Source organism: Streptomyces sp. NEAU-YJ-81 (assembly GCF_017592595.1).
In the GTDB taxonomy this organism is placed as follows: Bacteria; Actinomycetota; Actinomycetes; order Streptomycetales; family Streptomycetaceae; genus Streptomyces; species Streptomyces hygroscopicus_B.
The window spans coordinates 20620-46438 of record NZ_JAGFNO010000040.1; the positions used below are offsets into that span (position 1 = coordinate 20620).

A 25819-nucleotide genomic window follows, 5' to 3' on the forward strand; every position below is an offset into this window, starting at 1 on the left:
CCACCTCAGGAGCACCACATGTCCCCTGTCTTCCCCGCTGCCGAGTACGAAGCGCGGCTCGCCACACTCCGCGCCACGCTCAGGGCCAAGGACCTGGACGCCGCCATCGTGCATACGCCGGAGAACGTCTGCTACCTGTCCGGACACGCCACGCCCGGTTACTACACGTACCAGTGTCTGATCGTCACCGCCGACGGCGAAGCGGCGCTGCTCATGCGCGAGACCGAGACCGTCAACGCCACCGAGACCACATACTTCCAGCGGATCACCGGCTACCCGGACCGTGCCGACCCGGTCCGGGCCACCGCCGAGTTGCTCGCCGAAGTGGCGCCGGGCGCACGGGCGGTGGGCGTCGAGGCCCGCTCCTGGTTTCTGCCGCCGGAGCCGTTTCTACGGCTGAGCGCCCTGCTGGAGGGATCGGGGGCCCGGCTGACGCACATCGACGACGCCCTGGCCGCCGCCCGGCTGATCAAGTCCCCCGCGGAGATCGAGCAGATCCGGGCTGCCGCCCGGAGCACCAACGAGGGCATGGCCGCGGCGGCGGCCGCCGCCGTTCCCGGCGCGGGGGAGCGCACCGTGGCGGCCGCCGCCTTCGCAGGGCTCATCGCCTCCGGTTCGGAGTACTTCGGCATGGAGCCGTTCGTGGCGTCCGGACCGCGGGCCGGGACCATTCACGCCAGCTGGTCCGACCGGGTCATCGGCGAGAACGAGGCGGTGCTGTTGGAGATGTCGGCCACCTGCGGGCGCTATAACGCGCCCCTGATGCACACGGTCTGGACCGGCACGCTCACCGGTGAGGCCGCGGCCATGGCCACCGCCTGCGCAGACGCCCGGGACGCGGCCCTCGCCGAGGTCAAACCGGGCGGTTCCCCGGCCGCGGCGCACGCGGCCTGCAAGGCCGCCATCGCGGACGCGGGGCTGGCCCATACGTACCGCAAGCGTAGCGGGTACTCGGTCGGCATCGCCTTCGCACCGGACTGGGGCGAGGGCCATCTGCTGTCCCTGGGCGAGAACGAGGAACGCCTCTTCGCTCCCGGCATGGTGGTCCATGTGGTGCCCACCCTGCGGGTGGCGGGCAGCGCCGGGATCGGGCTGTCCGCGACCGTCCTCATCACCGAGAGCGGGCACGAGGTGCTCACCGCCTGCGAGGACGGACCTCAGCGATGACCGGGCCCGTACCCGTCGCCCCGCGCCGTGTTGCCCGGAGCGATCGCGTTGACATTGACGCCCCGCGCCGACCACTCGTTGCACAGCGCCTTGGTGCGTTGCCCCAGCGCCCCTTCGCCGCCGCGTAGGCGGGTACGTGCAGCCCGCCCTGGTAGATGGTGATGGACGCGATGTTGACTATCTTGCCGTGGCCGCGGTCCAGCATGGGGACGCCCGGTGTCTGTTGTAGTGCTCCGCGTACTCGCCGAAGACAGGGCGGGGGTGGCGTTCTCCGGTGATCAGGATGCGGTCGGTGGCCTCGCGTCGGCATGATGCGAGCGCCGGCCGTACACGCTGCTGCTTGCTCACCATCCGGAGCAGCGCTGCCACAACGGCCCTGTCGCTCCAGGAGAGCCGAGGCTGTGGCCGGGCGCGCTGTGCGACAGCGAGTTGATGCAGGCGCACCAAGAGCTCAATGCCTTTTGCTGCACTTGACCGGGCCGGCAGTGCGAGCCACCGGAAAGTCTGGCACGCGAGCTGATAGATCAGACGTTTTGCCACGACCAGCATGATGCCCCACAGCACCCCCCAGTCCTGCGCTCTGGTAGATCCGAATCCGCAGGTCACCTCGGGTGACACAGTTTCCGGCACCCACAGGGTGCGATTCACTCCGGGCGACCGGGCGTTCCTGGCGGCGCTGCTGCATCGGCTGCCACGAGATGTCCGAGGGCGAGCTGGGTGGCGGGGCGCCGGGCGGTAGCGTCAGGCCCTCCCACGAATCGGGCGGCAGAGTCTCAAAGGCGGGCTCTTCAGGAGTGGGACTCCAGTGAGGGCTTTCGCATCGCCAGGGGAGCTTTGGACCAGTCGGGCTCGCGGTAGTCGACCGATGCCGGCAGGGCGAAGAGGGCGACCAGGATGGACACCACGCACGCGGCCGTCATGTACCAGCCGAAACCGATATCATTGCCGGTCAGGTCGTGCAGCCAGATCGCGACCAGGCCGGCGGTCGAGCCGATCAGCGAGGTGCCGATGTTGAAGTTGAGCGCGGCCGCGCTGGAGCGCACCTCGGGCGGGAAGCTCAGTACATAGGCGATGTTCAGAGGCGCGGCCACCAGATTATTGATGATGGTGAACACCACGACGGCGCCGGCGGCAAGGACGATGGACTTGCTGTCGATGGCCATGAAAGTTGGCACGGTCAGCGCCACGAACAGGCCGTAGCCGACCAGCAGCGGCAGCCGGGCGCCGTAGCGGTCCGCGAGTACGCCGCCCCAGATACTGGGCAGTGGTCCGACGGCGTAGGTGAGCATGGAGGCCAGCAGCGCCAGCGAGGTGGGGAAGCCGGCGGTGATCAGGGCGGTGACGAAGTACGCCTGAATGGTGTATGAGCCGATGCGCTGGCCCGCGCCGAGGCCGATGGCCTTGAGCATGTCGCGCCAGTAGAGGCGCACCGCGTCCTTCAGCGGTGCTTGCTTCGCCTCGGCGGCGGCGATCTGGCGCTTCATCTCCTCGAACTGCGGTGTCTCATCCAGCTTGTTGCGGATGTAGAAGCCGATGGCCGCGATGGGGATGGCGAGCAGGAACGGGATGCGCCAGCCCCAGCTCTCGAAGGCCGACGCCGGCATGGTGATGATGAGGATGAAGGAGACGGCGGAGCCGAGCAGGGAGCCGACCGAGCACGTGGCGTTCATCAGGCCCGCCAGGTAGTTGCGGCGGCGGCTGCCCGGTTCGTGTTCGAGCAGGAACTGGGAGGCGGTGGTGTACTCCACGCTGGCGCCCAGCCCTTGGAGCACCCGGGAGAACAGCAGCAGGATCGGAGCGGCCGCGCCTATCGCCGCGTAGGTGGGCAGAACACCGATCCCGGCGGTGCCGATGCTCATCAGCAGGATGGTGAGGGTCAACACTGTCCGGCGGCCCCTGCGGTCGGCGAGCGGGCCGAGGAACAGGGCGCCGAGCGGGCGGATGAAGTAGGACAGCGACACCCCGACATAGGTGGAGAAGAGCGCGACTGTCGGGTCGTCGGACGGGAAGAACAGCTTGGCCAGCACTGCCGCCAGGGTGCCGTACAGCGTGAAGTCGTAGTACTCGACAATGTTGCCGATCATGGTGGATGCGTACACCCGGCGGCGGGTGCTCTTCGCGGGGATGTCGGTGCCCATCAGCGTTCCTTAGAGGAGGTGCGGTGCCCGGGGTAGTGACGTCCTGCGGTGCGACCGGAGATCTTGCCTTCGGCGAGATCCCGGTCGATGGCCTCCGGGCTGCGATCTTCCGGACGGCCGTAGCCGCCCGCCCCCGCCGTCTCGATGGTCGCGGTCTGGCCCGGCTGCAACACCGTGTATCCGTGGTCGACGGGCTGGGCGCCGTCGCTGAGGACGACGTTCGCGGTAGCTCCCTCCGTACCGCCGCACAGTCCCCACGGGTGGGACTTCTGCCGGCTGGTGTCCACCCAGAAGTGCACGTCGTCGCACTCCACGCGAACCCGTCGCCTGATGCCGAGACCACCGCGGAACTCACCGGTGCCGCCCGAGTCGTCGATCAGCTCGTACGCCTCGATGAGCAGCGGGTACTCCGTCTCGAGGCTCTCCACCGGCAGATTGGAGGTGTTCGTCATGTGCACCTGCACTCCGTCCAGCCCGTCCTTGGTGGCCCGTGCGCCGGAGCCGCCGCCGATGGTTTCCAGGTAGACGAACTCCTTTCCGGTCAGCGGATTGTGTCCGGAGAAGTGCACGCCGGTGTTCGCACCGTTGCTCGCCGCGGTGACCCGGGCCGGGACCGCGGCTGCCAGGGCACCGTGGATCAGGTCGACGATGCGCTGGCAGGTTTCACTGCGCCCGTTCACCGCCGCCGGGTAGCCGCAGTTCACGATCGAGTCGGTGGGCGCATCGATATGGATGGCCCGGTACATGCCGGCGTTGGGCACGATGTCGGCGTCGATCAGGCTCTTGACCGAGTAGTAGACCGTGGCGTGGAGCGCGGTCCACACCACATTGACGCTGGCCCGCACCTGCCGCGGATTGCCCGCGAAGTCGAAGAAGATCTCGTCGCCGGCCACGCGCACGGCCACCCGCAGCTCCAGTTCCTCATCCAGCTCCGGGCAGTCGAAAAGATCGGTGAACTGATAGGAGCCGTCGGGGATGGCGGTGATCGCGGCCCGGGTACGCCGCTCGGTGTAGGTGAGCAGCTCATCTCCGGCCCGCATCACCGTGTCCCGGCCGTAGCGGTGGCACAGCTCGCGGTAGCGCAGCACGGCGAGCCGGTTCGCCGACGCTTGCGCACGCAGGTCCGCGCGGCGCTCGTCCGGCACCTGGCAGTTGAGCAGGATCAGCGAGAGCAGTTCGTCCTGCTGCACCCCCGCGCGCACCAGCCGCACGGGCGGAATGCGCAGCCCCTCCTGGAAGATGTGCGCGTGCCCGCGGTCGCCGAAGTCGGCGTGGTGTGCCAGGGTGGCCGCCCACGCGGTGAGCTCGCCGTCCACGAAGACCGGGGTGGCCAGCACGATGTCCGGCAGATGTGAGCCGCCACCGTTGTACGGGTCGTTGCCGATGAAGACGTCGCCGTCCTCGATCTGTCCGACCGGGTAGCGCTCCAGAATGCTGCCGACGATTCCCATCAGCGAACCGAGGTGCAGTGGTGAGCCGCCCTCGTCCTGGGCGATCCCGTTGCCCGTGGTGTCGAACAGTCCGGCCGTACAGTCACGGCGCTCTTTGATGTTGGTGGAGAACGCGGCCCGGACGAGGGTGCCGCTCATCTCCTCCACGACGGTCGCCAGTGCCGAGCCGATGACCTCGACCAGCACACCGTCCAGTTCCCGCTGTGTCGTCACGGTCAGACCTCTCGGGTTCGAATGATCAGGTTGCGCAGTTCGTCCACTTCGCAGGTGTCGCCGGGCAGCAGCAGGGTGGTGCTGTCCATCTGCTCGATGACCGCGGGCCCTGTGAGGCGGTGTCCCACCTCGAGCCGGGCCCGGTCGTACACGGGGCAGTCCACTTCGGCGCCGGCCTCCTTCAGATGCACTCGGCGGCGGGTCGTGACGGCCTCTTCGGGTGTGCCGCCCCGGGGTGCGGAGCGCACCAGTTCGGCGCGGGAGACCGCGCCCACGGCCTGTGCCCGGAAGGTCACCGCCTCGACGGACTCGTCCGCCAGCCGGTAGCCGTACATCCGGTCGTGCGCGTCGCCGAAGTCCGCCAGCAGCCGGCGCACCGTGTCCACGGTGACCGGACCGTCGTCCGGAAGGTCCACGCCGAGTTCGTAGTTCTGGCCGCGGTAGCGCATGTCCACCGCACGGGTGATGCTCCGGCGGGCGGGGCCGATGCCCTCGCTGTCGAACCATTGCGTCGCGCTCGCGACCAGCTCGTCCAGCACCTCGGACAGCGGACCGGCGTTGCCCTGGTGCACGGGCAGCCGACAGGTACGCATGAAGTCGCTGCGCACATCGGTCATCAGGAGCCCCAGCGCGGACTGCGCGCCCGGGGTTTCGGGGACCACGATGCCGGCGCAGCCGAGCTCGGCGGCGAGCCGGGCCGCGTGCAGCGGGCCGGCGCCGCCGAACGGCACCAGCGCGTAGTCGCGCGGGTCATAGCCGCGGTGGACGGAGATCACCCGGATGGCCCGTGCCATGTTGGCGGTGACGACATCGATGATGCCCTGCGCGGTTTCCGGCACGGACAGACCGAGCCGCTCCGCCAGGCGCCCCACGGCGCGGTGGGAGGCATGGTGATCGATCTTGAGTTGGCCGTTGAGCAGATATTCGGGGTTGAGCACCCGCAGGACCACATTGGCGTCGGTGACGGTGGCTTCCTCGCCGTGGCCGTAGCAGGCCGGTCCGGGGAACGCGCCGGCACTGGCCGGCCCGACCCGCAGGTGCCCGCCGCTGTCGATCCACGCGATGGAACCGCCGCCCGCGCCCACGGTGTGGATGTCCAGCATCGGCGAGCGCACCGGACGTCCGTCGATCTCCAGACTCGCGGTGACCTTGGGGTCGCCGTTCTGCACCAGCGACACATCCGAGGAGGTGCCGCCCATGTCGAAGGTGATGATGTCGCCGAAGCCGGCCGCCGAGCAGACCGCCGCGGCGCCGACCACCCCGGTGCTCGGCCCGGACAGCACCAGCCGGACCGGCAGCCGCTCGGCGGTGACGAAGGGGATGATGCCGCCGTTGGACTGAGTGACATGCGGTTCGCAGCGCAGCCCGGAGGCGGTCAGGGTGGAGCGCAGCCGCGCCAGGTAGTCGGCGACCACGGGGCCGATGTAGGCGTTGGTGACCACCGTGGACAACCGCTCGAACTCACGGAACTCCGGCAGCACCTCACAGGAGAGCGAGACGTGCGCGTCGGGCATCTCGGCGCGGATGATCTCGCCGATCTTCCGCTCATGGTCCGGCCGGACGTAGGAGTACAGCAGACAGACCGCGATGGCTGCCACGCCCTGCTCCTTCAGCACGCGCACGGCCTCGCGCACCTCGGCCGGGTCCAGCGGGATCTCCACCCGGCCGTCGTGCCGGACCCGCTCGGTCACCTCCAGGCGCAGATCGCGCGGTACGAAGGGGGCGGGCTTGTCCGCCTGTGCGTCGTACATGTCCGGGCGGCGCCCGCGGCCGAGTTCGAGCAGGTCGCGGAAGCCCCGGGTGGTGATCAGGCCAGTGCGCACGCCCCGCCCGGTGAGCAGCGCGTTGGTGCCCACCGTGGTGCCGTGCGCGAAATAGCCGACCTCGGCCATGTCCCGGCCGCCGATCTGGTCGAGCAGTTCGTGAAGTCCGCGGACGATGGCCCGGCCGGGGTCGTCCGGCGTGGACGAGACCTTCCGTACGTGGATCTGTCCGGTCGCCTCGTCGTACGCGCACACGTCCGTGAAGGTGCCGCCGGTGTCCACACCGATTCTCAGGCTCATGGATGCCTTGCCTCGTGAGATTTCCAATGCGCCGGGATGCTGGTGGCCCGACCTCCGTTCCGGGAACGTTCCCGGAAGAGTGGCGTCACTCTAGGTGGACCTGATTTGCGGGGTCAAGACCCGCGTAGTACCCGGTAGTGCGATGAAACATGTCGATAACGCAACGATCACGGCACTGCCGTTTGACCGCTCTCGATGGCGATGCATATGGTCGGCACAGAGGCTCCGGGAACGTTCCCGGAATGAGGGCAGGTTTCCGGACGGCGGTCCCGCGGCCGGCGGACAAGGGAAGAAGAGGCATGACTTCCACAGCACAGGAGATTCGCGTCGTCGTTGTCGGCGGCGGCATTCTGGGCGTCTCCACGGCATACCAGCTGGCCCGGCGCGGCGCGGTCGTCACGCTGGTGTCGGACGGCGCTCTGGCCGGCGGAGCGTCCGGGCGCTCGCTCGCCTGGCTGAACTCCGCCGCCGTCCGCTCGCCCGAGTACCACCGGCTGCGGGTGCTGGGTATCGACCGCTACCGCACGCTGGCCGCCCGCGAGCCCGGCCTGGACTGGCTCCGCTTCGACGGCGGGCTGGCCTGGGGTACGGCGGACCAGGAGGCGGATTTCCGCGAGCGGTTCGCCCACCAGAGGGCCAACGCTTACGAGGCGGACTGGCTGAGCCCGGCGGAGATCGCGACGGTGACGCCCGGTGTCGACCCGGCGGCGGCGCCGAAGTGTGGAGCGATTTTCAATCCGGGCGAGGGCTGGGTGGACCTGCCGCCGCTGATCGAACGGCTGGCCAAGGAGTTCACCGGACTCGGCGGCGAGGTCGTCACCGGAGCGGGGCCCGCCACCGTACGGACCGCGGGCGGCCGGGTGACCGGCGTGGCCACCCGGTCCGGGCCGGCCTGGGAATGCGACGCGGTGGTCCTGGCGACCGGCGCCGCCACACCGGCCATGCTGAGCGGGCTCGGTGTGTCTCTCGGCGACCGCACCCCCATCTCGCTGCTGGTGCGCACCGCACGGGTGAACGCCCCGCTGCGCGCCGTGCTGAACACCCCGCGCGTATCGATCCGGCCCACCCCGGACGGGGCTCTGGTCCTGGACTCGGGATGGTCCGAGGAGGAAATCGTGCGGCATGACGACGGCACCTTCGAGGTGCGTCAGTCCACCGTGGAGGGCCTTCTCGCCGAGGCGTCAGCCGTGCTGGCGGGCGCGCCCGGGCTCCGGCTCCAGTCGTATGCGGCCGGTCCGAAGCCGATTCCCGCAGACGGTCAGCCCGTGCTCGGAGAGCTGGAGGAGATCGCCGGCTGCCATGTCGCGTTCACCCACAGCGGTGCCACCCTCGGCCTGATCGCCGGCGAACTGCTGGCCGACGAGATCGTCACCGGCCGGCCGCACATGCTGCTGGCCGCCTTCCGGCCGGAGAGGTTCCGCCGATGACCATCCGTACCGCGATCATCGGCTTCGGCACGGCGGGCCGGGTCTTTCACGCCCCCTTCATCGCCGCTGATCCGCACTACGAGCTCAGCGCGGTCGTCACCCGGGACGAGGGCCGCCGGGCGGAGGTCGCAGCCCGGTATCCCTCCGCGCGTGTGCTGCCGGATGTCGACGCACTGCTGGCGTCGGCGGCCGAGGTGGACCTGGTGGTGATCGGCTCGCCTTCGGGTACCCATGCCGAACTGGCGGACGCCCTTTTGGACGCGGGTGTCGGAGTGGTGGTGGACAAGCCGTTCAGTGTGACCGCGGCCGAGGGCCGGGCGCTGGTGGAGAAGAGCGAACGGCTGGGGCAGCCGCTCACGGTGTTTCACAACCGCCGGTGGGATGGTGACTTCCGCACCCTGCGGGGGCTGATGGAACGCGGTGAGCTGGGCGAGGTGTGGCGTTTCGAATCGCGCTTCGAGTGGTGGAAGCCGGACCGGGACGACTCCTGGAAGACGACCGCGACCACCGCGGAGGGTGGCGGCATCCTCTACGACCTCGGCGCGCATCTGCTGGACCAGGCCCTGCTGCTGTTCGCGACGCCGTGCCGGTATACAGCGAGGTGGCCACCCGCCGGCCGGGCGCGGCGGCCGACGAGGACTCCTTCGTGGTGCTGCGGCACGACTCGGGGGTGCACTCGCACCTGTGGATGAACGGTCTGGCGGCTCAGGTCGGCCCGCGCTTTCATGTGCTGGGCTCGCGGGGCGCGTACACCAAGTATGGGCTGGATCCACAGGAAACGGCGCTCAAGGCCGGCGCCGCGCCCACCGACCCGTCGTTCGGCGGCGAACCGGAGTCGGCGTGGGGGCTGCTGGGCGTCGACGGCGCGGCCCGGCCCGTACCGACGCTGGCCGGCAGCTATGCGCGGTTCTACGCCCGGCTGGCCGATGCCCTGCTCTCCGGCGGTCCGCTGCCGGTGGATCCGCGGGAGGCGGTCCGGGTGATCGAGCTGATAGAGCAGATCCATCAACGATCGGTGGTTGAATGTGGTCCGGCTGCGCGGCCGACCGCGTGACGGGTAGGAGAACGAGGTGGGAGCTGTCGTGACACGGCCCGCTCAGCACTCCGTCACCATCGTCGATGTGGCGAAGGCCGCAGGGGTGTCGAAATCCACGGCCGGACGCGCGCTCACCGGTGCCGACGAGGTCAGCACGCGGACCAGGGAGAAGGTCGCCCGGGTAGCGGCGGAGCTCGGCTATCGGCCCAACGGTGTGGCCCGCAGCATGATCACGGGAAACACCGAGACCGTGGGTGTCGTCATCCCGGACATGAGCAACCGGTTCTTCTCCGCCGCGTTGCAGAGCATCGCCCGAACGGTCCGTCAGCACGGTTATGAGTTGCTGGTCAGCAGCACCGAGGGGGAGCCCACGCTGGAACGCCGGTCGGTGGAGGTGCTGGCCACCAAGCGGGTGGACGGGCTGATCGTGGCACCTGTGGGCGGGGCCGACGCCCACCACCTGAGGCAACTCGCCGAGAGCGGCACCGCGCTGGTCCTGCTGGACCGCCCGGCTCCGAAGATCACCGGAGCGAGCTTCGTCTCCGTCAACAACATCGAGGCGTCCCGGCTGGCAGTGAACCACCTGATCGGACTGGGGCACCGTCATATCGGGATCATCAGCGAGGCGTGGTACGACGCCGCGTCGGCCGGGGACGCGGAGCCCGCCCCCACCGTCGACCGGCCCAGCACCCTGCGGCTCGCCGGCTATGTGCGGGCGATGACCGACGCGGGTCTGACAGTGCGGTCCGAACACGTCGCGCACAGCGCGTATTCCAGCACGGCCTCCTATGCGGCGACCCGCAAGCTGCTGCAGGCCACGCCCCGGGTCACGGCGATCTACTGCACGGACAATGTGCTGTCCGTCGGCGCGTTCGCGGCCCTGCAGGACAGCGGGCGGCGTTGCCCGCAGGAGGTGTCGCTGATCGGTTTCGACGACCATGAGTGGGCACCCCTGGTCCGGCCCCGCCTGACCGTGGTGGCCCAGCCGACGGAGGTCATCGGGGCCACCGCCGCGGAGGACCTGCTGGCCGCCATCGCCGACCCCACCCGCGAACCGGCGACCCGTCTGCTGCCCGCGCGGCTGGTCACCAGGGATTCCACCGCGCCCCCGGACCACCTCGGCTGACGTTCCATCGCCCGCCCGGGCCGCTGCGGATGCGGTCGATGCGTAGGACGTAGTTGGAGTGGCGGACGTAACGGGCTGGGTAGTTGAACGACTTCAGCTGGTTCCGGACCGGGGAGCCCCATTTGGCAATCAGGTTGTTGTGCTCGGTGGTTCCGGTGGCTGGTGGTCGTCGTCGTGGTGGTGCTGCTCGTGGTCCTGGTGGCGGTCGTCGGGTGGAAGCAGGGTGGTGTCGTGGGTGCAGCGCCGCCGTCACCCGCAGGGCCGGGTTCACCGGGGGTGGCTCGCGGCGTACAGCGCGTACCGGGCGGTGGTGAAGCGGGCGAGGACGTCCGGCAGCGGGGTGATGCCGATGCCGGGCCCGGTCGGCACCGGCAGGTGGCCGTCCGCTAGGACGAACGGCTCGGTGATGTCCTCGGCGAAGTACCGTCGGGAGGCCGAGGTGTCGCCGGGGAGGGTGAATCCGGGGAGCGCGGCGAGCGCCAGGTTGGGCGCCCGGCCGATGCCGGTCTCCAGCATGCCACCGCACCACACCGGGACCCCGTGCGCGGTGGCGAGGTCGTGCATGCGACGGGCCTCGAGGTAGCCGCCGACCCGGGCCGGTTTGATGTTGACGACCCGGCAGGCGTCCATGGCGATCGCGGACGCGGCGTCCGCCGCGTTGTGGAGGGATTCGTCCAGGCAGACCGGAGTGGTCAGCCGCCGCTGGAGACGCGCGTGGGCGTGCAGATTGTTCTCCGCCAGTGGCTCCTCGATGAGCAGTAGTCCGAAGTCGTCCAGTTTCCGCAGGTGGGCGGCGTCGGCGAGGGTATACGCGGTGTTGGCGTCGACTTGCAGCGGCAGCGCGTCGCCGAACCGTGTCCGTACGGCTCGCACCGGCTCCACGTCCCAGCCCGGCTCGATTTTGAGCTTGATGCGGAGGTAGCCCTCCTCCAGGTACCTCTCGATGTCGTCGATCAGCTGGGGGAGGGAATCCTTGATGCCGACGGACACCCCGGCGGGCACCCGGTCGCGGACCGCGCCGAGGAAGGTCGCCAACGGCATCCCGTAGCCGCGTAGTTCGGCGTCGAGCATGGCGGTCTCCACGGCCGCCTTCGCCAGTTCGTGGCCCTTGACCGCGGCCATGGCGGGGGCGAGGGCTGCCGTGGTCGGCTCGGGGAGGGCGGTGATCCGGGGCAGCAGAGCGTCACGGATGACGATCTCGGCCCCGGCGACGAACTCCGAGCAGTACAGCGGCTCGGGGTCGGCGGCGAACTCCGACCAGCCTTCCGCCTCATCGGTGACCACATGCAGCAGGAAGGTGTCCTTGCTGGTCATGGTGCCGAAGGAGGTGCGAAAGGGGGTGACGAGAGGAAGGGTGACATGGAGCAGTTCGACGTGTTCGAGTCTCATGTCCGCGCGTCCTTCGAGGGGTCGGGAGTGAGCAGGTACCAGCCGTCGCGGGACATCGCGGTGGCCCGCAGGCCCTCGTCGTACGCGGCGGTGAACACCTCGCGCACCGCATGCCGCCAGCGCAGCGCCAGATCCGGGTCGGCGGCGCGCAGCGCGACGATGTCGCCGGGTACCCGGCACCACAGCCGCCGCTCGTCCCGTACGGAGAGCGGGCCGCCGTCCGGGGCCCGGCGGTCGGCCGCGGCTGCGGCCCGGGGCGCGTCCTCAGCGGCGGGGTCATCGGCGCGGGGGGCGTCGGCGCCAAGGTCCCAGGCGGCGGTGAGGCGGTCGCTCTCGTCGCCGTCGTTCACCCCGTCGTTCATCGGCCCGTACAGGTCGACGAGGTACTCGGCCGCGACGGCGCCCAGTTTGACCAGGTTGAAGCGGGCGTTGCGGCCGACCAGTGGATCGAAGGTCCAGCGCATGGTGCGGGCGCCGCGGTCCAGCGCCCAGACCCGCTGGGCCTGTTTGACCGCGAAGCCGACGCCCCGGTCGGAGGCGGCCGTCGCCGCCACGAAGGAGTACGCCTCCCGCGCTGCGGGCGTCCCGAAGACGACGACCGCCGCCCCGGTCAGGCGCCCGTTCCCGTAGGCGGCGTGCACCGCGCCTCCCGCGTGGACGAGGCTGTGCAGCACCTCCGTGGGATAGGGCGGGGTGGCGCGCGGCATCCGCCACACATCGGCGAGGAAGTCGGCCACCGCCCGGATCCCGGCCACGTCGTCGACGGTGCGGACGGTGACCCCGGCCGTGCGGGCGGCGGCGGTGGCGAGCGCGCCGGCGTCCATCGTCACTGGTGTCATGAGCCTCAGTCTCCCCGGCCTGCCCCGCGCCCTTCTTGTCCGGATCCACAAAGACGGCTTATGGTCCTGTGGCGATCGGACAACAGCGACAGCGGCCGGCAGGAGCGAGGAAAACGCCGCCATGGACACCCGCCCCCTCGGGGACCTGCTCGACACCCTCGGTGAGCCCACTCTTCGTCTGCTCACCGCTCCCGCCGGGCTCACCGTGCCCGTCAGCGAGGTGCTGCTGTACGACGCCCACGCCCCGCTCCCGCCCCGTGCGCCCGGCGCCCTACTGCTGGCGGTCGGGGTGCGCGCGGACGAGGCCGGGCAGCTGGTGGGCGAGGCGGCCGCCGCCGGGATGGCCGGGCTCGTCGTACGCGGCGCCGACGGGCCGGGGGACGGGCCGGTCGCGGAGGCGGAGCGGCACCGCCTGGCGCTGCTCGCGATCGACGAGGACGCCACCTGGCACCACGTCCATCTGCTGCTGGCCGAGGCCATCGGGGCACGGCCCGCCCCGGCGGGTGGCGGGGCCGCGCTCAACGATCTGTTCTCGCTGGTGAACGCTGTGGCGGCGGCCGTGGGCGGCGCCACCGTCGTCGAGGATCCGCGTCAGCGCATCCTGGCCTACTCCACCGTCCCCGGGCAACCGGTCGACGAGCCCCGGCGGCAGGGCATCCTGGGCCGTCAGGTGCCGGACAGCCCTGAGAACACCGAGCAGTACCGGGTGCTGTTCGCCTCCCAGAGCCCGGTCCGGCTCGCCGCCCTCGGCGAGGGCGAGCTGCCGCGGCTCGCCGTCGCCGTCCGGGCCGGTGGCGAGACCCTGGGCTCCCTCTGGGCGGTGGACGACGGAACGCTCACCCCGGACGCCGACGCCGCCCTCGTCCGGGGCGCCTCAACGGCCGCCCTGCTCCTGCTGCGCGCCCGGGCGGCGGCGGAGCTGACCCGCCATCTGACCGGCGATCTGCTGCGCCGGCTGCTGGAGGGCACCGCCGAGCCCGACGCCGCCGCCCGAGACCTCGGTCTTGCCCCCGACACCCCGGTGCGGGTGGCCGCCTTCGCCCTCGACCGCACCGTGTCCGCCCCGGACGGCGAGCAGGCCGCGCTACGGCTGCTGGATCTGGTGCGGCTGAGCTGCGAGGCCCGATACGGGCGGCACGCGTGTGTGCTGGTCGACGGGGTGGTGTACGCGCTGCTGCCGGTGACCGGCGAGGGCGGCCCGGAGCGGCAGCGGCGGCTCGCCGAGGACATCGTGCGGCGCGCGGAACAGGCCCTGCGGGTGCTGGTGCGGGCGGGGCTCGGCGAGGTGGTGCCGGAGCTGGCGGAGGTGCGTGACTCACGCCGTGACGCGGATCTGGTGCTGCGGGTCCTCGGGCCGGCCGAGACGGTCGCGGCCGTGCGCGAGGTGCGCTCCCGCGTGGTGCTGTTCCGGCTCACCGAGGTGATGCGAGCCGGGCGGGAGGTGCGGGCCGGGGCCTGGCGGGAGGTGCTGGCGTACGACGACGCGCACGGCACCGACTACGCGCGGACCCTGGTGTGCTGGCTGGACGCCGGCGGCGACATGGCGCGGGCGGCGAAGCTGCTCGCCGTCCACCCCAACACCTGCCGCTACCGCCTCCGGCAGGCGCAGGCGCAGCTGGGCATCGATCTGGACGACCCGGACGAACGGCTGGTGCTGTGGCTGCAGTTGCGCACCCTCGCGGGGCTGCGCGGCGGGGCGTCGGCCGCGCCCCCGACCGGGTAGGTCGTCAGCCGCGAAGCCAGTGCGCGAGCCGTGTCTCACAGGTCCGCAGCTGGGCCAGGGGCACGTGCTCCCCAGCGGAGTGTGCCAGGGACGGGTCGCCGGGGCCGTAATTGAGCGCCGGGGTGCCGAGCGCGGTGAAGCGGGCGACATCGGTCCAGCCCAGTTTGGGGCGGGGCGTCGCGCCCAGCGCTGCGACGAGCGAGGCGACGGCGGGCCGGTCGAGGCCAGGGAGGGCACCGGGGGTGGTTTCGGTGATCTCGACCTCGTACTCGGAGAACAGACCGCGGAGGTACGCCTGGGCCTGCCGGGGTGAACGGCTGGGCGCGAACCGCAGATTGACCGTGATCACGCAGCGGTCGGGGACCACGTTCTCGGCCACGCCCGCGCGTACGGTGACGGCGCTCAGCCCTTCGCGGTACTCCAGGCCGTCGATGACGACCCGCTCGGCGCGGTGGTCGGCGAGCCGCTGGAGGACGGCGGCGGCGCGGTGGGCGGCGTTGACGCCCTTCCAGGCGCGGGCGGTGTGCGCGCGCTCGCCGCGTACGGTGATGTCGGCCATGAGCACGCCCTGGCAGCCGGCTTCGATCCCGGCGTCGGAGGGCTCCATGAGGATCGCCAGATCGGCCTGGAGCAGATCGGGGCGTTCGGCGGCGATCCGGGCCAGGCCGTTGCGGTCGCCGGAGACCTCCTCGCATTCATAGAAGACGTAACTCACGTCGTGGACGGGGGCGGTGAGCGTCGCCGCGAGGCGCAGCGCCACCGCGACGCCGCCCTTCATGTCGCAGGCTCCGAGGCCGTGGAGGCGTTCCCCGTCCAGGCGGGCGGGGAGGTTTCCGGCGGCGGGGACGGTGTCGAGGTGCCCGGCGATGATCACGCGCCGGTCGCGGCCCAGCCGGGTGCGGGCCACCAGGGAGTTGCCGAGCCGTTCGACGGTCAGGTGCGGCTGGGCGCGCAGCGCGGTCTCGACGGCGTCGGCGAGGGCGGCCTCGTGGCCGCTTTCGGAGGGGATGTCGACCAGGGCGCGGGTGAGTGCGACGACATCGGCGGCCGGGTCGAGGACGGTGGCGGAGGGGGATGAGGTCATGGGGTGTTCTCCGGGGCGGTCCGCTCCGGTGCGGCGGGCCGGTTGAGGGTGGAATGTCGGATGTCGTAGAGCCCGTGGACCGCGAGCCTGGCCGCTATCCAGGCGCCGGTCCGCCGCTCGCGTCGGCGACCAGATCCGTCACGGTCCGACGTCTGGTCAGTCTGTTCCCACCGTGCACCGCGCCTTCCCTCTGCTGCCGCATGGCCCTCGATGATGTGGCAGCGGAGGGTGTGGGAGGTGGGCGTATCGGCCAAGGCTGCGCACTCCGCTTTGGACATCCGGCCAACGCGCCGCGGACCGGCCGCCTCAGCCTCCGGCGTCGAGGTCCGCCCGTGGCCGACCGCATCAGCTATCACCATCTGGCCATGAACACGATCGGCCGGGCAAGTCCAGGCAGGTCGGGTGGTCGGTCACGAGCACATTGGAGGATCGGCCAATGTTCTGGTTCGCTTTAGTCCGGACGACTAAAGACTGAGGGGTGCGGCCGCTCCAAGATGCTGGCACGGCCAATGATGCGCCTGCCCGCATCAGGGGGCTTCGAGTAGCCGCCCGTTCCCGCTCACATACCGAGGCCCCTATGCGAAAACGTCAACGCCTCCGCAGCTTTCCCCTGCCCGCAGCCGCCGGGTGCCTTGCCGTCGCATTGCTCGTATCCGGGTGCAGTGGAGGTGCCACCGGCCTGGCGCCGGCATCGGCAGACCTGTCGGGCGTCAGGAAGGACGCCAAGCTGCAGGCGCTGCTCCCCGATGACATCCAGAAGACGCGACGGGTCGTCGTCGGCACCAACGCGCCCTATCCGCCGTTCGAGAGCTTCCGTTCCGAGAGCGACCAGAAATTCGTCGGTCTGGACATCGATCTTGCCAGGGCCGTCGGAAAGGTGCTGGGTGTGAGGTTCGACTTCCAGCAGCAGCCGTTCGACGGGCTGGTCCCCGGCGTCAGGTCCGGGAAGTACGACCTGGTCATGGCGGGCATGGTGGACACTCCCGATCGCCAGAAGGTCATCGACTTCGTCGACTACGGCGTCCTGGTGCCCACTCTGCTGGTCAACAAGAAGAAACACCCCGATTTCCGCACCATGATGAGCCTGTGCGGGCGGACGGTCGGCGCCCAGACCGGCACCACGACCATCGAAGATATCGAGAAGAACTCGCGTGCCTGCGGTGCAGCGGGACAGCCGGGCAGCGAACTCCAGGCGTATCCCGTGTTCTCACAGTCGCTGCTCGCGCTGAGTAGCGGCAAAGTGGATGCGGTCGTCACCAACTCCGCATTGGGCGGATACGCCGTGAAACGACAGGGCGATGGGCCGCTGGAAATCGCCAAGAAATTCAACTTCGGCACCAAACGGGACCTCATCGGAATTGGTGTCTCCAAGCAACGCGCGGGGCTTTCCGAAGCCATCCGAAGTGCCTTGCGCCGTCTGAAGGAGAGCGGTGTCTACCACCGGATTCTGGAGCACTACGGCATGGCCGACTACGGCCTGACCCACTACACGATCAACGGAGCGAGCAAGCGGAGGCACACGTGAGCACCGTCCCCGGGACGAGGTCCGACCCCGCGTCCTCCCGGGCCACCGGCCCGGCGCCGACGATCAAGCCCCTGCGGCACCCCGTCCGCACCGCCTGCGGCGTGCTGGCGCTGCTGTGCCTGGTCGGTGTGGTCTGGTCGGTCGCCAAGAATCCCAACCTGGAGTGGCACACGGTCGGCCGGTACCTGTTTCACGAGCGCACCCTCTCTGGGCTCGGCGTCACTCTCTACCTGACCGTCATCTGCATGATGATCGCCGCCCTCGGCGGCACGCTACTGGCGATCATGAAGCTGTCGGACAGCTTTCTCCTCCGTGTGATCGCCGATGGCTATGTCTGGCTGTTCCGGGGCGTGCCGCTGCTCGTCCAGATGATCTTCTGGGGTTTCCTCGGGGCCTTCTATCAGCGGCTGATCATCGGCATTCCCTTCACCGACGTGGTCTTCTACAGCGCAGAGACAAACGCGCTGGTCACCGCCACGGTCGCCGCCGTGCTCGCGCTCGGCCTGAACGCGGCCGCCTACGCGGCGGAGATCGTGCGCGGCGGCATCACCTCCGTGGACACCGGGCAACGGGAGGCCGCGCACGCCCTCGGCCTCACCCCGGGACAGACCATGTGGAGGATCGTGCTGCCTCAGGCGATGCGGGTGATCGTGCCGCCGATGGGCAACGAGGCCATCACCATGCTGAAGATGACCGCCCTGGTCTCGGTCATCGCGGGCAACGACCTGATGACCAACCTCCAGAGCATCTATTCGATGAACTTCAAGGTCATCCCGCTGCTCGTGGTCGCGTGCCTCTGGTATCTGGCATTGACCACGGCGCTCACCTTCGGGCAGCGCCACCTCGAGCGGCGCTTCGGCCGCGGCGTCACAGCGGTCCGCGTCGGCTCCGGCCCGCGCGTGGCCCCCATCACCGGAAGTGAGCAGGCATGACCACGCCCATGCTGTTGGCGGAGGACGTCCGCAAGAGCTTCGGACACCAGGAGATCCTCCGGGGCATCGATCTGACCGTGGGACACGGGGAGGTCATGTGCCTGCTCGGGCCGAGCGGTTCGGGCAAGAGCACGTTCCTGCGGTGTGTCAACCACCTGGAGCGGCTGGACGGTGGCCGGCTGCACGTCGACGGTGAGCCCGTGGGCTACCGCCAGGTCGGTGACGTACTGCAGGAACTGTCACCGCGCGAGGTCGCCGCCAAGCGCGCCCGCATCGGCATGGTCTTCCAGCGGTTCCACCTCTTCCCGCACATGACCGTCCTGGAGAACATCATCGAGGCGCCGCGCCGAGTGCTGCGGCAGAGCAAGGAGGCCGCTTCCGCTCGGGCCCGGGTACTGCTGGACCGGGTCGGTCTCGCCGACAAGGCCGACGCCTATCCGTCACAACTGTCCGGCGGCCAGCAGCAGCGCATCGCCATCGCCCGGTCGCTGGCGATGGAGCCCAAGCTGATGCTCTTCGACGAGCCCACCTCGGCGCTCGACCCCGAGCTGGTGGGCGAGGTGCTGAGCGTGATGCGCGACCTGGCCGAGTCCGGCATGACGATGGTCGTGGTGACCCACGAGATCGGCTTCGCCAGGGAGGTCGCCGACCAGGTGGTCTTCATGGACGGCGGGGTGGTCGTGGAGTCGGGCCCCCCGGGAGAGGTGCTGACGCGACCGCGGCACGAGCGGACCAAGGCGTTCCTCGGAAAGGTGATCTGAGTGTCTGCCGCCTCCAGTGGGCCTGTCGCCTCCGTCCCCGTCACACCTCCCGTGCGGCCCGCGGCTTCCGGCGCGACCGCGACCCCCCGGGGCGGCACCCTCCTGATCACCGGCGCCACGGTGCTGGATGGCACTGGGGCGCCGCCTCGCCTCGCCGACGTCACCGTGACCGCGGACCGGATCACGGCCGTCACACCGCCCGGCACCTTCGTCCAGCGCGACGGCTACGCCATGCTGGATGCCACCGGACTGGTGCTGGCGCCCGGTTTCATCGATCCGCACTCGCACGCCGACATCTCGCCCCTGGAGCGCGAGGACGACACCAGCAAGATCCTCCAAGGCATCACCACCGAGGTCGTCGGCAACTGCGGAATGAGCCCGGACCCTCGTCCCGACGGCGGCTTCGGCGGTCTCTTCGAAAGGCTCGACGCGGCGGGCTACGTCACGCACTACTGCCCGCTGGCCGGTCACCAAGCGCTGTACGAGGCGGCTATGGGTGGCCGTCCCGGACCGCCGGACCGCGCCGACGCCCGCCGGATGGGCATGCTGCTGGACGAGGCCATGGAGGCCGGGGCCTTCGGGATGTCCTCCGGGCTGATCTACCCGCCGGGTGTCCACACCGCACCCGACGAACTGGTCGAGCTGGCCGCTCGGCTGCCCGAGGGCCGTATCTACGCCACCCATATGCGCGACGAGGGACGCCATCTGCGACGCAGCGTGGAGGAGGCGATCAGCCTGGGCGTTCGTACCGGCCGCCGGGTACAGGTCTCCCACCTCAAGGCGGCCGGAGTGCCGTTCTGGGGAGGGGTGGACGACGCGCTGGACCGCTTGGACCGGGCCCGCGCCGAGGGCGTGGACATCAGCCAGGATGTCTACCCGTACCACGCCAGTTCCACCACTCTGCTCGCCGTCCTGCCGCCCTGGTTCCTGGAGGGCGGTGACGACCGGGTGCGGCGGAGGCTGAACGATCCGGTTCAGCTCGAGCGCGCCCGCGCCGAGGTCGAAGACCCGGCCGACCACGGCTGGGAGAACATCGTGGCGGGAGACGGATACGACCGGATCATGGTGTCCTCGACCCGCAGCCACCACCATGAGGGCGCCACGCTCGCCGGGCTCGGCGAAACACTGGACATGGCACCGTTCGAGGTGATCGTGCATCTGCTGCGTACCGAGGACCTCCAGGTGCACATGGTCGATTTCTCCATGGACGAGCGGGACGTCGAGACGGTGCTACGTGCCCCGCGTACCAGCGTGTGCACCGACGGCCTGGCCATCGGACTGGGTGGCAAGCCGCATCCGCGGCTGTACGGGAGCTTCCCGCGCGTATTGGGCCGATACGTGCGCGAGCGCGATGTGCTGGACCTGCCGACGGCCATCCACAAGATGACCGGGCTGACCGCCGAGGTCTTCGGGGTGCCCGACCGCGGACGGCTGGCGCCCGGCCTGGTCGCGGACCTGGTGGCATTCGACCAGGCAACGGTCGGTGACACCGCGACGTACGCCGACCCGCGGCGCACGCCGACCGGTATCCGCTGGGTGATGCAGGCAGGTCACGTCGTCGTCCGCGATGGCCGCTGGCTGGGCACCCGCTGCGGAGTTCGGCTTGCACCGGCCTGAAACGAACTCATGCACGGTTGGCCCTGCAACGCGGCCTGCTCGTCGGGGAAGTGCCCGCGGGCGTTGAGTACGTGTCCTACCTTCCAAGCATGGGTCGCAGACGGTCATTCGTAAGATCGTCAGGCCCACTGGCGGAGGTGACCGTGCCCGAGATCTGGGCCGGGGTGGACATCGGCAAGGAACACCATCACTGCGTGGTGGTCGGTCCGGACGGCGAACGACTGCTGTCTCGCCGAGTGCTGAACGGCGAGTCCGTGCTCCTTGAGCTGATCAAGGACGTGCTGGCACTGTCCCCGGACGCCTTGTGGGCGGTGGACATCAACCACGGTGGGGCAGCCCTGCTGATCGGCCTGCTGATCAGCCACGACCAACCGATGGTCTACCTCACCGGTCTGGCTGTGCACCGGGCCTCGGCGGCCTACCGCGGCCAGGGCAAGACGGACGCCAAGGACGCCTTTGTCATAGCGGACCAGGCCCGCATGCGGCGGGACCTGGGAGTTCGGGCGGCGGTGGCCGTCCGGTCCGTGCAGGCGGTTCTGCTTCTGGCGGCGTTGGCGGCTGACGATCGGCGTAGTCGAAGGTGACCAGGACTACGGTGAGAAGGCTCTGGGCGACCTGGCCAGGGGCGGGCCGACACTTCGGGTTGCCGATGTCGGTCTCGTCGCTCTTGAGACGACCGTGGATGCCTTCGTTGTGCGAGCGGATCGGCTTGTAGGTAGCGATCCAGTCGTCGGACAGGTGGTGGCTGTCCTGCCGGAACTTTGCAGTCTTGAGATCACCGCCGGCGTCGGCAGGGACGGTGATGTCGGACTTGCCGCAGACGGGCGGCAATTCGTCCGCTGGCGGAGGGGCGAGCCATTCATCCTGGGGGAGTTGGACCGGTGGCCGGGCAGCGGGGTGCGTGGCGCGTTTGCGGCTGTCGCTGAGATCGACCACTGCGGAGGGCGGACTCGATGTGCGGCGGCGGAGGCGGCGCACGCAGCTCACCGACGGCGAGGGTCCGGCGGCTGGGCACTGAAGGCGGATGGAGCCTCGGGCGTCGGGTCCCTGTTTGGTCTTGAGGTAGTACGGTTCACGGGCGGCGATGCGCTCGATGAGCTGTTGGTTGTCGCGGATCTCGCGTGTGGCGTTCAGGCCGCAGGTCGCGTGGACGAGCGCGGTCGGTGTGTGGGGGCAGGCGTTGGTCCCCGATGGGATGTACGGGATGCGAGGGTATGCATGTCTGGCGGAGGAGAGCAGTGAGGTACTGGCTGATCTGTCGGAGCGGCATCGCCGGCTGCAGAAGGCGTTGACTCGGGCCGCGGAGTGGCCTGCCGAGCCGGTCGACGAGACGGGCGAGTGGGGTGGAGGCCGTGTCGAGGACACCTACGACGACTTCACGGGCCGTTACATGTTTGCTTTTTGGCGGCTGGTCGTCCCGGCTCCGCGCTGTACGACCCCGAGGTGCGCGTCGTCCGGCCGGCCGCGCCCTCGTCGCGCGCCTCGGATAGGTCGGGAGAGAAGAAGCGGGCGTATCACCATCGGTGCGCGGAACGTATCGCTGCCGGCGCACCGCTGTTCAGCCGGTGACCACGGGGCACTCGCCTTCGCCCCGCTCGGGCAGGGCGGCCGCGGCGGTGTGCAGGAGGGCGATGGCCTGGGGGAGGAAGGGGTTGGGGTCGGTGGTACGCCGGGTGGCATAGACCCGACGGGTGTGGGTGGAGTCGGTGAGCCGGACGAGGCGGGTGCCGGATGCGTCGGGTGAGGCGGAGGCGTCCACGACGGCGAGTTCCGGTGCGATCGCCACCCCCAGGCCCTGCCGGACCAGTTCGTAGGGCAGGTTGTAGTCGTTCGTACGGAAGAGCACCTCGGGCAGGAAGCCGCCGGCCGCGCAGATGTGGCGCAGGCAGTGAGCGGCGTCGGTGTCCTCGTGGTAGCTGATCCAGCGCTCGTGCCGCAGGTCGGCGAGGCGGATGTGCAGCCGTCCGGCGAGGGGGTGTTCCGTGGGGAGGAGGAGGTAGAGCGGCTCTTCCCGTACCAGTGTGTGTTCCAGGCCCTCGGGCCAGCTGTGCGGTACCACGCCGTACTCGAAGATCACGGCGAGATCCAGCCGCCCCTCCATCACCGCGGGCACGGTGACCTGCGGGTCGCCTTCCTCGTAGCGGACGTCGACCTCGGGCCGATCGCGAAGGAACCCCGTCAGCACCGTCGGAACCAGCCGGAACCCCGCGGACCAGAAGCTGCCCAGCCGCAGTCGTCCTCGCTCGGCTGCGGCGTAGGCGCGCATCTCGTTCTCCGTCGCCGACAGGTCGGCCAGCAGCCGTCCCGCGCGCAGGGCGAGCTGGAGCCCGGCCGCAGTGGGGCGCACGCTGCTCGGTGCGCGCTCGAAGAGCGGGACGCCCAGGGCGCGCTCGACGGTGGAGATCTGCTGGGAGACGGCGGAGGGGGTGTAGCCGAGGCGCTGGGCGGCCGTACGGAACGAGCCTGCGGCGACCACCTCGCATATCGCCTGAAGCTGCGGCGGAGTCAGCATCAAATGAACTTAACACTCCGCATGGAAACGTTCATTCTCCCTGTTCTTGCCCAGGCCGCCGCCATCCCGCAGATTGGGCGTTCACCAGCCCCGCGCCGGTCCTCTGACCAGCGGCCCAGAAGGGAGGCCCCGTGCCCGGAAGGCATGCGCGAGCCCGCGCCACCGCACTTCCCCTCGCGCTCGCGACGCTGCTCACGTTGACCGTGACGGCCTGTGGCGGCACCGCGACCGTCAATCAGTCCAAGGTGCCCGAGCAGCGCGTCGACCCCGCACTCCGTGCCCTGCTCCCTCGGGACATTCGCGACAAAGGGTCCATCACTTCGGCTGTCGGCAACGACTACCCGCCGCTGTCCCTCCTGGACATCGACAACAAGACCGTCATCGGCGCCGAACCCGACCTCATTCACGCGGTCGGCCAAATCCTCGGCGTCCGCGTGCACCTGGTGCAGGCGAACTTCGACAGCATCATCGGCGGTGTCCGGTCCCAACGCTACGACGTGGCGATCCAGGCCATGCTCGACAAGAAGGAGCGCCAGTCGCAGGTCACGTTCGTCGATTACATGAAGACCAGCAGCTCGATCCTCGCCTCCGGGAAGGCCGCCGGGAACATCCGCTCCCTCACCAGCCTGTGCGGCAGCCAGGTGGCCGTCGAGCAGGGCACCTCGCAGGTGGACGATGTGGCGGCGCAGGCCGAGAAGTGTGCGGCAAACGGCAAGCCGGAGCTGGAGAAACTGGTCTTCCCCGACTCCGTCGGCTGCTTCCAGGCGCTGTCCACGGGCCGCGCCGACGCGTTCGTCGGCGGCACCCCCACCGTCGTCTACCAGGCGGAGATGTCGCACGGCAGGTTCCGCACGGCCGGTGAGCCGTACCGCTTCCTGCCCTACGGAATCCTGATCAACAAGGAGGAGCCGACCTTGGTCCGGGCTGTCCGCGGTGCCCTGCAGAAACTTATCGACAACGGCACCTACGCGAAGATCCTCAAGCAGTGGAACATCAGGTCCGGAGCCCTGAAGAGCGCCACGGTGAACGGGGGCGCGGCATGACCGAGACCCTCATCCGGGCGGACTCCGGCGACGCCGCCGAGTCCCTGCGCCCCGTCCCGCCGCGCCGTCCGGGGCAGCGCGTCGCCGCGGTCGTCGTGGCCTTCCTGCTGGTCTTCCTCCTGGAGGGCTGGATCACCAATCCCCGTATGCAGTGGGGGACCGTCGGTGAGTTCCTCTTCTCGCCGGTGATCATGGAGGGGCTGCGGACCACGCTGCTGCTGACGTTCCTCGCCATGGCACTCGGCATCGTCGGCGGTGTCGTCCTCGCCATCCTGCGGATGTCCGCCAACCCGATGCTCTCCCGGCTCAGCTGGTGCTACATCTGGCTCTTCCGAGGCACCCCGCTGCTGGTCCAGCTCCTCTTCTGGTATTTCCTCTCCGCGATCGTCCCCACCATCGGCCTCGGCATCCCCTGGGGGCCGACGTTCGTGCAGGCCGACACGAACGACCTCATCACCCAGCTCACCGCCGCCGTCCTCGGCCTCGGGCTGCACGAGGCGGCGTATATGGCCGAGATCGTCCGCGCGGGCATCACCTCCGTCGACGACGGCCAGAACGAGGCCGCCCAGGCGCTGGGCATGTCCCGCGGGCAGACCCTGCGCCGCATCGTGCTACCGCAGGCACTGCGCATCATCATCCCGCCCACCGGCAATCAGGCGATCTCCATGCTGAAGACCACCTCGCTGGTCTTCGCCATCGCCGTGCCCGAGCTGCTGACCTCCATCCAGGGCATCTACTCACGCAACTTCCAGCAGGTTCCGCTGCTGGTCGTCGCCTGCTTCTGGTACCTCGTGGCGACCTCCGTGCTGGGCGTCGGCCAGTACTACCTGGAACGGCGCTTCGGCCGCGGCACCAGCCGCGACCTGCCGCCCACCCCGCTCCAGCGGTTGCGCGCCGCGGCCCGGAACCACCGTAAGGAGAGCGCACGTTGACACCAGCCGTGATCAGAGCCGAGAGCGTGCACAAGAGCTTCGGCCGCACCGATGTACTCAAGGGCATCGACCTGACCGTCGCCCCCGGGGAGGTGATGTGTCTGGTGGGCCCCTCCGGGTCCGGCAAGTCCACCTTCCTGCGCTGCGTCAACCATCTGGAGACCATCGACCGGGGACGCCTGTACGTTCGTGACGAGCTCGTCGGCTACGAAGAGCGGGACGGCAAGCTCCACGAGCTGAGCGAGAGGGCCGTCTCACGACGCCGCCAGGGCATCGGCATGGTCTTCCAGCGCTTCAACCTCTTTCCGCACATGACCGCGCTGGAAAACGTCATCGAGGCCCCCGTCCACGTCAGGAAGGTGCCGAAGAAACAGGCATGCGAACGCGGCGCGGAACTGCTCGACCGCGTCGGCCTCGCCGACAAGGCGGGCAGCTACCCCGCCCAGCTCTCCGGCGGCCAGCAGCAGCGGGTGGCCATCGCCCGCGCGCTGGCGATGAAGCCCGAACTGATGCTCTTCGACGAGCCCACCTCCGCGCTCGACCCCGAACTCGTCGGAGAGGTGCTGGAGGTGATGCGAGCGCTCGCCGACGACGGCATGACCATGGTCGTCGTCACCCACGAGATGGGCTTCGCCCGCGAGGTCGGCGACTCGCTGGTGTTCATGGACGACGGAGCCGTCGTCGAGACCGGCCCGCCGGCGGAAGTGCTGAGCGACCCGCGCCACGAACGCACCCGCGCCTTCCTCAGCAAGGTTCTCTGACCACCTCGCCGGGATCTCTGACCTCCCCGGCAAGGTTTTCCGGCCGTCGGGCGCGCCCTCCGACCGCCCCACACCTGACC

General features: G+C 69.9%; 18 protein-coding genes and 2 pseudogenes. 13 read left to right on the forward strand and 7 right to left on the reverse strand.

Annotated features, from left to right (window positions below; genetic code table 11):
- Nucleotides 1–18 precede the first annotated feature (18 nt).
- Nucleotides 19–1167 carry a Xaa-Pro peptidase family protein gene (locus J5X86_RS44365; protein WP_208522291.1) on the forward strand — a complete coding sequence of 383 codons (1149 nt, stop codon included), beginning with the start codon at nt 19–21 and terminating at the stop codon, nt 1165–1167.
- Between the two features lie 788 nt (nt 1168–1955).
- Here J5X86_RS44365 and J5X86_RS44370 read toward each other — a convergent pair.
- From J5X86_RS44370 to J5X86_RS44380, 3 genes are read right to left on the reverse strand one after another with little or no spacing between them, the layout of a single operon-like run.
- Nucleotides 1956–3305 (reverse strand): MFS transporter, encoded by a 1350-nt coding sequence (locus tag J5X86_RS44370; protein WP_208522292.1) that lies wholly within the window; start codon nt 3303–3305, stop codon nt 1956–1958.
- Nucleotides 3305–4969: a hydantoinase B/oxoprolinase family protein gene (locus tag J5X86_RS44375; RefSeq protein ID WP_308124915.1), complete on the reverse strand. Its 1665-nt coding sequence runs from the start codon at nt 4967–4969 to the stop codon at nt 3305–3307. Before J5X86_RS44375 ends, J5X86_RS44370 begins: the two co-directional genes overlap by 1 nt.
- Nucleotides 4970–4971: 2 nt before the next feature.
- Nucleotides 4972–7032, reverse strand: coding sequence for a hydantoinase/oxoprolinase family protein (locus J5X86_RS44380; RefSeq protein WP_208522293.1), 2061 nt, complete (start codon nt 7030–7032; stop codon nt 4972–4974).
- Between the two features lie 299 nt (nt 7033–7331).
- Here J5X86_RS44380 and J5X86_RS44385 point away from each other — a divergent pair, with 299 nt between their 5' ends.
- From J5X86_RS44385 to J5X86_RS44395, 3 genes and pseudogenes are all read left to right on the forward strand, one after another.
- Nucleotides 7332–8459, forward strand: coding sequence for an FAD-binding oxidoreductase (locus tag J5X86_RS44385; RefSeq protein ID WP_208522294.1), 1128 nt, complete (start codon nt 7332–7334; stop codon nt 8457–8459).
- Nucleotides 8456–9513, forward strand: a pseudogene (locus J5X86_RS44390) (Gfo/Idh/MocA family oxidoreductase). The gene J5X86_RS44385 and the pseudogene J5X86_RS44390 overlap by 4 nt, the downstream one beginning before the upstream one ends.
- 28 nt (nt 9514–9541) lie before the next feature.
- Nucleotides 9542–10621 (forward strand): LacI family DNA-binding transcriptional regulator, encoded by a 1080-nt coding sequence (locus J5X86_RS44395; protein WP_208522295.1) that lies wholly within the window; start codon nt 9542–9544, stop codon nt 10619–10621.
- A gap of 267 nt (nt 10622–10888) precedes the next feature.
- Here J5X86_RS44395 and menC read toward each other — a convergent pair whose 3' ends face one another.
- Both menC and J5X86_RS44405 read right to left on the reverse strand, forming a co-directional pair.
- Complete coding sequence (menC, locus tag J5X86_RS44400) at nt 10889–12010, reverse strand: o-succinylbenzoate synthase (RefSeq protein WP_208522296.1); 1122 nt, start codon at nt 12008–12010, stop codon at nt 10889–10891.
- Complete coding sequence (locus J5X86_RS44405) at nt 12007–12849, reverse strand: chorismate synthase (protein ID WP_243983077.1); 843 nt, start codon at nt 12847–12849, stop codon at nt 12007–12009. Before J5X86_RS44405 ends, menC begins: the two co-directional genes overlap by 4 nt.
- A gap of 121 nt (nt 12850–12970) precedes the next feature.
- Between J5X86_RS44405 and J5X86_RS44410 the strand changes: the two genes are divergently transcribed.
- Complete coding sequence (locus J5X86_RS44410) at nt 12971–14572, forward strand: CdaR family transcriptional regulator (protein WP_208522297.1); 1602 nt, start codon at nt 12971–12973, stop codon at nt 14570–14572.
- A gap of 4 nt (nt 14573–14576) precedes the next feature.
- On the opposite strand, the gene dapE is transcribed toward J5X86_RS44410, so the two are convergent.
- Complete coding sequence (gene dapE, locus J5X86_RS44415; protein WP_208522298.1) at nt 14577–15656, reverse strand: succinyl-diaminopimelate desuccinylase; 1080 nt, start codon at nt 15654–15656, stop codon at nt 14577–14579.
- A gap of 577 nt (nt 15657–16233) precedes the next feature.
- On the opposite strand from dapE, the gene J5X86_RS44420 reads away from it, so the two are divergent.
- The 5 genes and pseudogenes from J5X86_RS44420 to J5X86_RS44440 form a co-directional block, all read left to right on the forward strand.
- Complete coding sequence (locus tag J5X86_RS44420; protein ID WP_208522299.1) at nt 16234–17181, forward strand: ABC transporter substrate-binding protein; 948 nt, start codon at nt 16234–16236, stop codon at nt 17179–17181.
- Nucleotides 17182–17282: 101 nt separating this feature from the next.
- On the forward strand, nt 17283–18113 hold the full coding sequence (locus tag J5X86_RS44425; RefSeq protein WP_308124918.1) for an amino acid ABC transporter permease: 831 nt from the start codon (nt 17283–17285) through the stop codon (nt 18111–18113).
- Nucleotides 18110–18874 carry an amino acid ABC transporter ATP-binding protein gene (locus tag J5X86_RS44430; protein ID WP_279595768.1) on the forward strand — a complete coding sequence of 255 codons (765 nt, stop codon included), beginning with the start codon at nt 18110–18112 and terminating at the stop codon, nt 18872–18874. Before J5X86_RS44425 ends, J5X86_RS44430 begins: the two co-directional genes overlap by 4 nt.
- A 51-nt stretch (nt 18875–18925) precedes the next feature.
- A complete protein-coding gene (locus tag J5X86_RS44435; RefSeq protein ID WP_308124919.1) occupies nt 18926–20491 on the forward strand; it encodes an amidohydrolase family protein in 1566 nt (521 codons plus the stop codon).
- Nucleotides 20492–20634: 143 nt separating this feature from the next.
- Nucleotides 20635–20991 (forward strand): annotated as a pseudogene (locus J5X86_RS44440) (IS110 family transposase); the annotation flags it as partial.
- A gap of 1058 nt (nt 20992–22049) precedes the next feature.
- Here the strand turns inward: J5X86_RS44440 and J5X86_RS44445 are convergent.
- Nucleotides 22050–23003: a LysR family transcriptional regulator gene (locus tag J5X86_RS44445; protein WP_208522300.1), complete on the reverse strand. Its 954-nt coding sequence runs from the start codon at nt 23001–23003 to the stop codon at nt 22050–22052.
- Between the two features lie 131 nt (nt 23004–23134).
- On the opposite strand from J5X86_RS44445, the gene J5X86_RS44450 reads away from it, so the two are divergent.
- From J5X86_RS44450 to J5X86_RS44460, 3 genes are read left to right on the forward strand one after another with little or no spacing between them, the layout of a single operon-like run.
- Complete coding sequence (locus J5X86_RS44450) at nt 23135–24046, forward strand: ABC transporter substrate-binding protein (RefSeq protein WP_208522301.1); 912 nt, start codon at nt 23135–23137, stop codon at nt 24044–24046.
- Nucleotides 24043–24978: an amino acid ABC transporter permease gene (locus J5X86_RS44455; RefSeq protein WP_208522302.1), complete on the forward strand. Its 936-nt coding sequence runs from the start codon at nt 24043–24045 to the stop codon at nt 24976–24978. The genes J5X86_RS44450 and J5X86_RS44455 overlap by 4 nt, the downstream gene beginning before the upstream one ends.
- Entirely contained in the window at nt 24975–25739 is a 765-nt protein-coding gene (locus J5X86_RS44460) for an amino acid ABC transporter ATP-binding protein (RefSeq protein WP_243983079.1), read from the forward strand. The genes J5X86_RS44455 and J5X86_RS44460 overlap by 4 nt, the downstream gene beginning before the upstream one ends.
- Nucleotides 25740–25819: the final 80 nt, after the last annotated feature.

Excerpts from the sequence above, each read along its gene's own strand:
- J5X86_RS44365 (WP_208522291.1), top strand. The coding sequence starts at position 19 with ATGTCCCCTGTCTTCCCCGCTGCCGAGTACGAAGCGCGGCTCGCCACA.
- J5X86_RS44370 (WP_208522292.1), bottom strand. The coding sequence starts at position 3,305 with ATGGGCACCGACATCCCCGCGAAGAGCACCCGCCGCCGGGTGTACGCA.
- J5X86_RS44380 (WP_208522293.1), bottom strand. The coding sequence starts at position 7,032 with ATGAGCCTGAGAATCGGTGTGGACACCGGCGGCACCTTCACGGACGTG.
- J5X86_RS44385 (WP_208522294.1), top strand. The coding sequence starts at position 7,332 with ATGACTTCCACAGCACAGGAGATTCGCGTCGTCGTTGTCGGCGGCGGC.
- menC (WP_208522296.1), bottom strand. The coding sequence starts at position 12,010 with ATGAGACTCGAACACGTCGAACTGCTCCATGTCACCCTTCCTCTCGTC.
- J5X86_RS44405 (WP_243983077.1), bottom strand. The coding sequence starts at position 12,849 with ATGACACCAGTGACGATGGACGCCGGCGCGCTCGCCACCGCCGCCGCC.
- J5X86_RS44410 (WP_208522297.1), top strand. The coding sequence starts at position 12,971 with ATGGACACCCGCCCCCTCGGGGACCTGCTCGACACCCTCGGTGAGCCC.
- dapE (WP_208522298.1), bottom strand. The coding sequence starts at position 15,656 with ATGACCTCATCCCCCTCCGCCACCGTCCTCGACCCGGCCGCCGATGTC.
- J5X86_RS44420 (WP_208522299.1), top strand. The coding sequence starts at position 16,234 with ATGCGAAAACGTCAACGCCTCCGCAGCTTTCCCCTGCCCGCAGCCGCC.
- J5X86_RS44430 (WP_279595768.1), top strand. The coding sequence starts at position 18,110 with ATGACCACGCCCATGCTGTTGGCGGAGGACGTCCGCAAGAGCTTCGGA.
- J5X86_RS44445 (WP_208522300.1), bottom strand. The coding sequence starts at position 23,003 with ATGCTGACTCCGCCGCAGCTTCAGGCGATATGCGAGGTGGTCGCCGCA.
- J5X86_RS44455 (WP_208522302.1), top strand. The coding sequence starts at position 24,043 with ATGACCGAGACCCTCATCCGGGCGGACTCCGGCGACGCCGCCGAGTCC.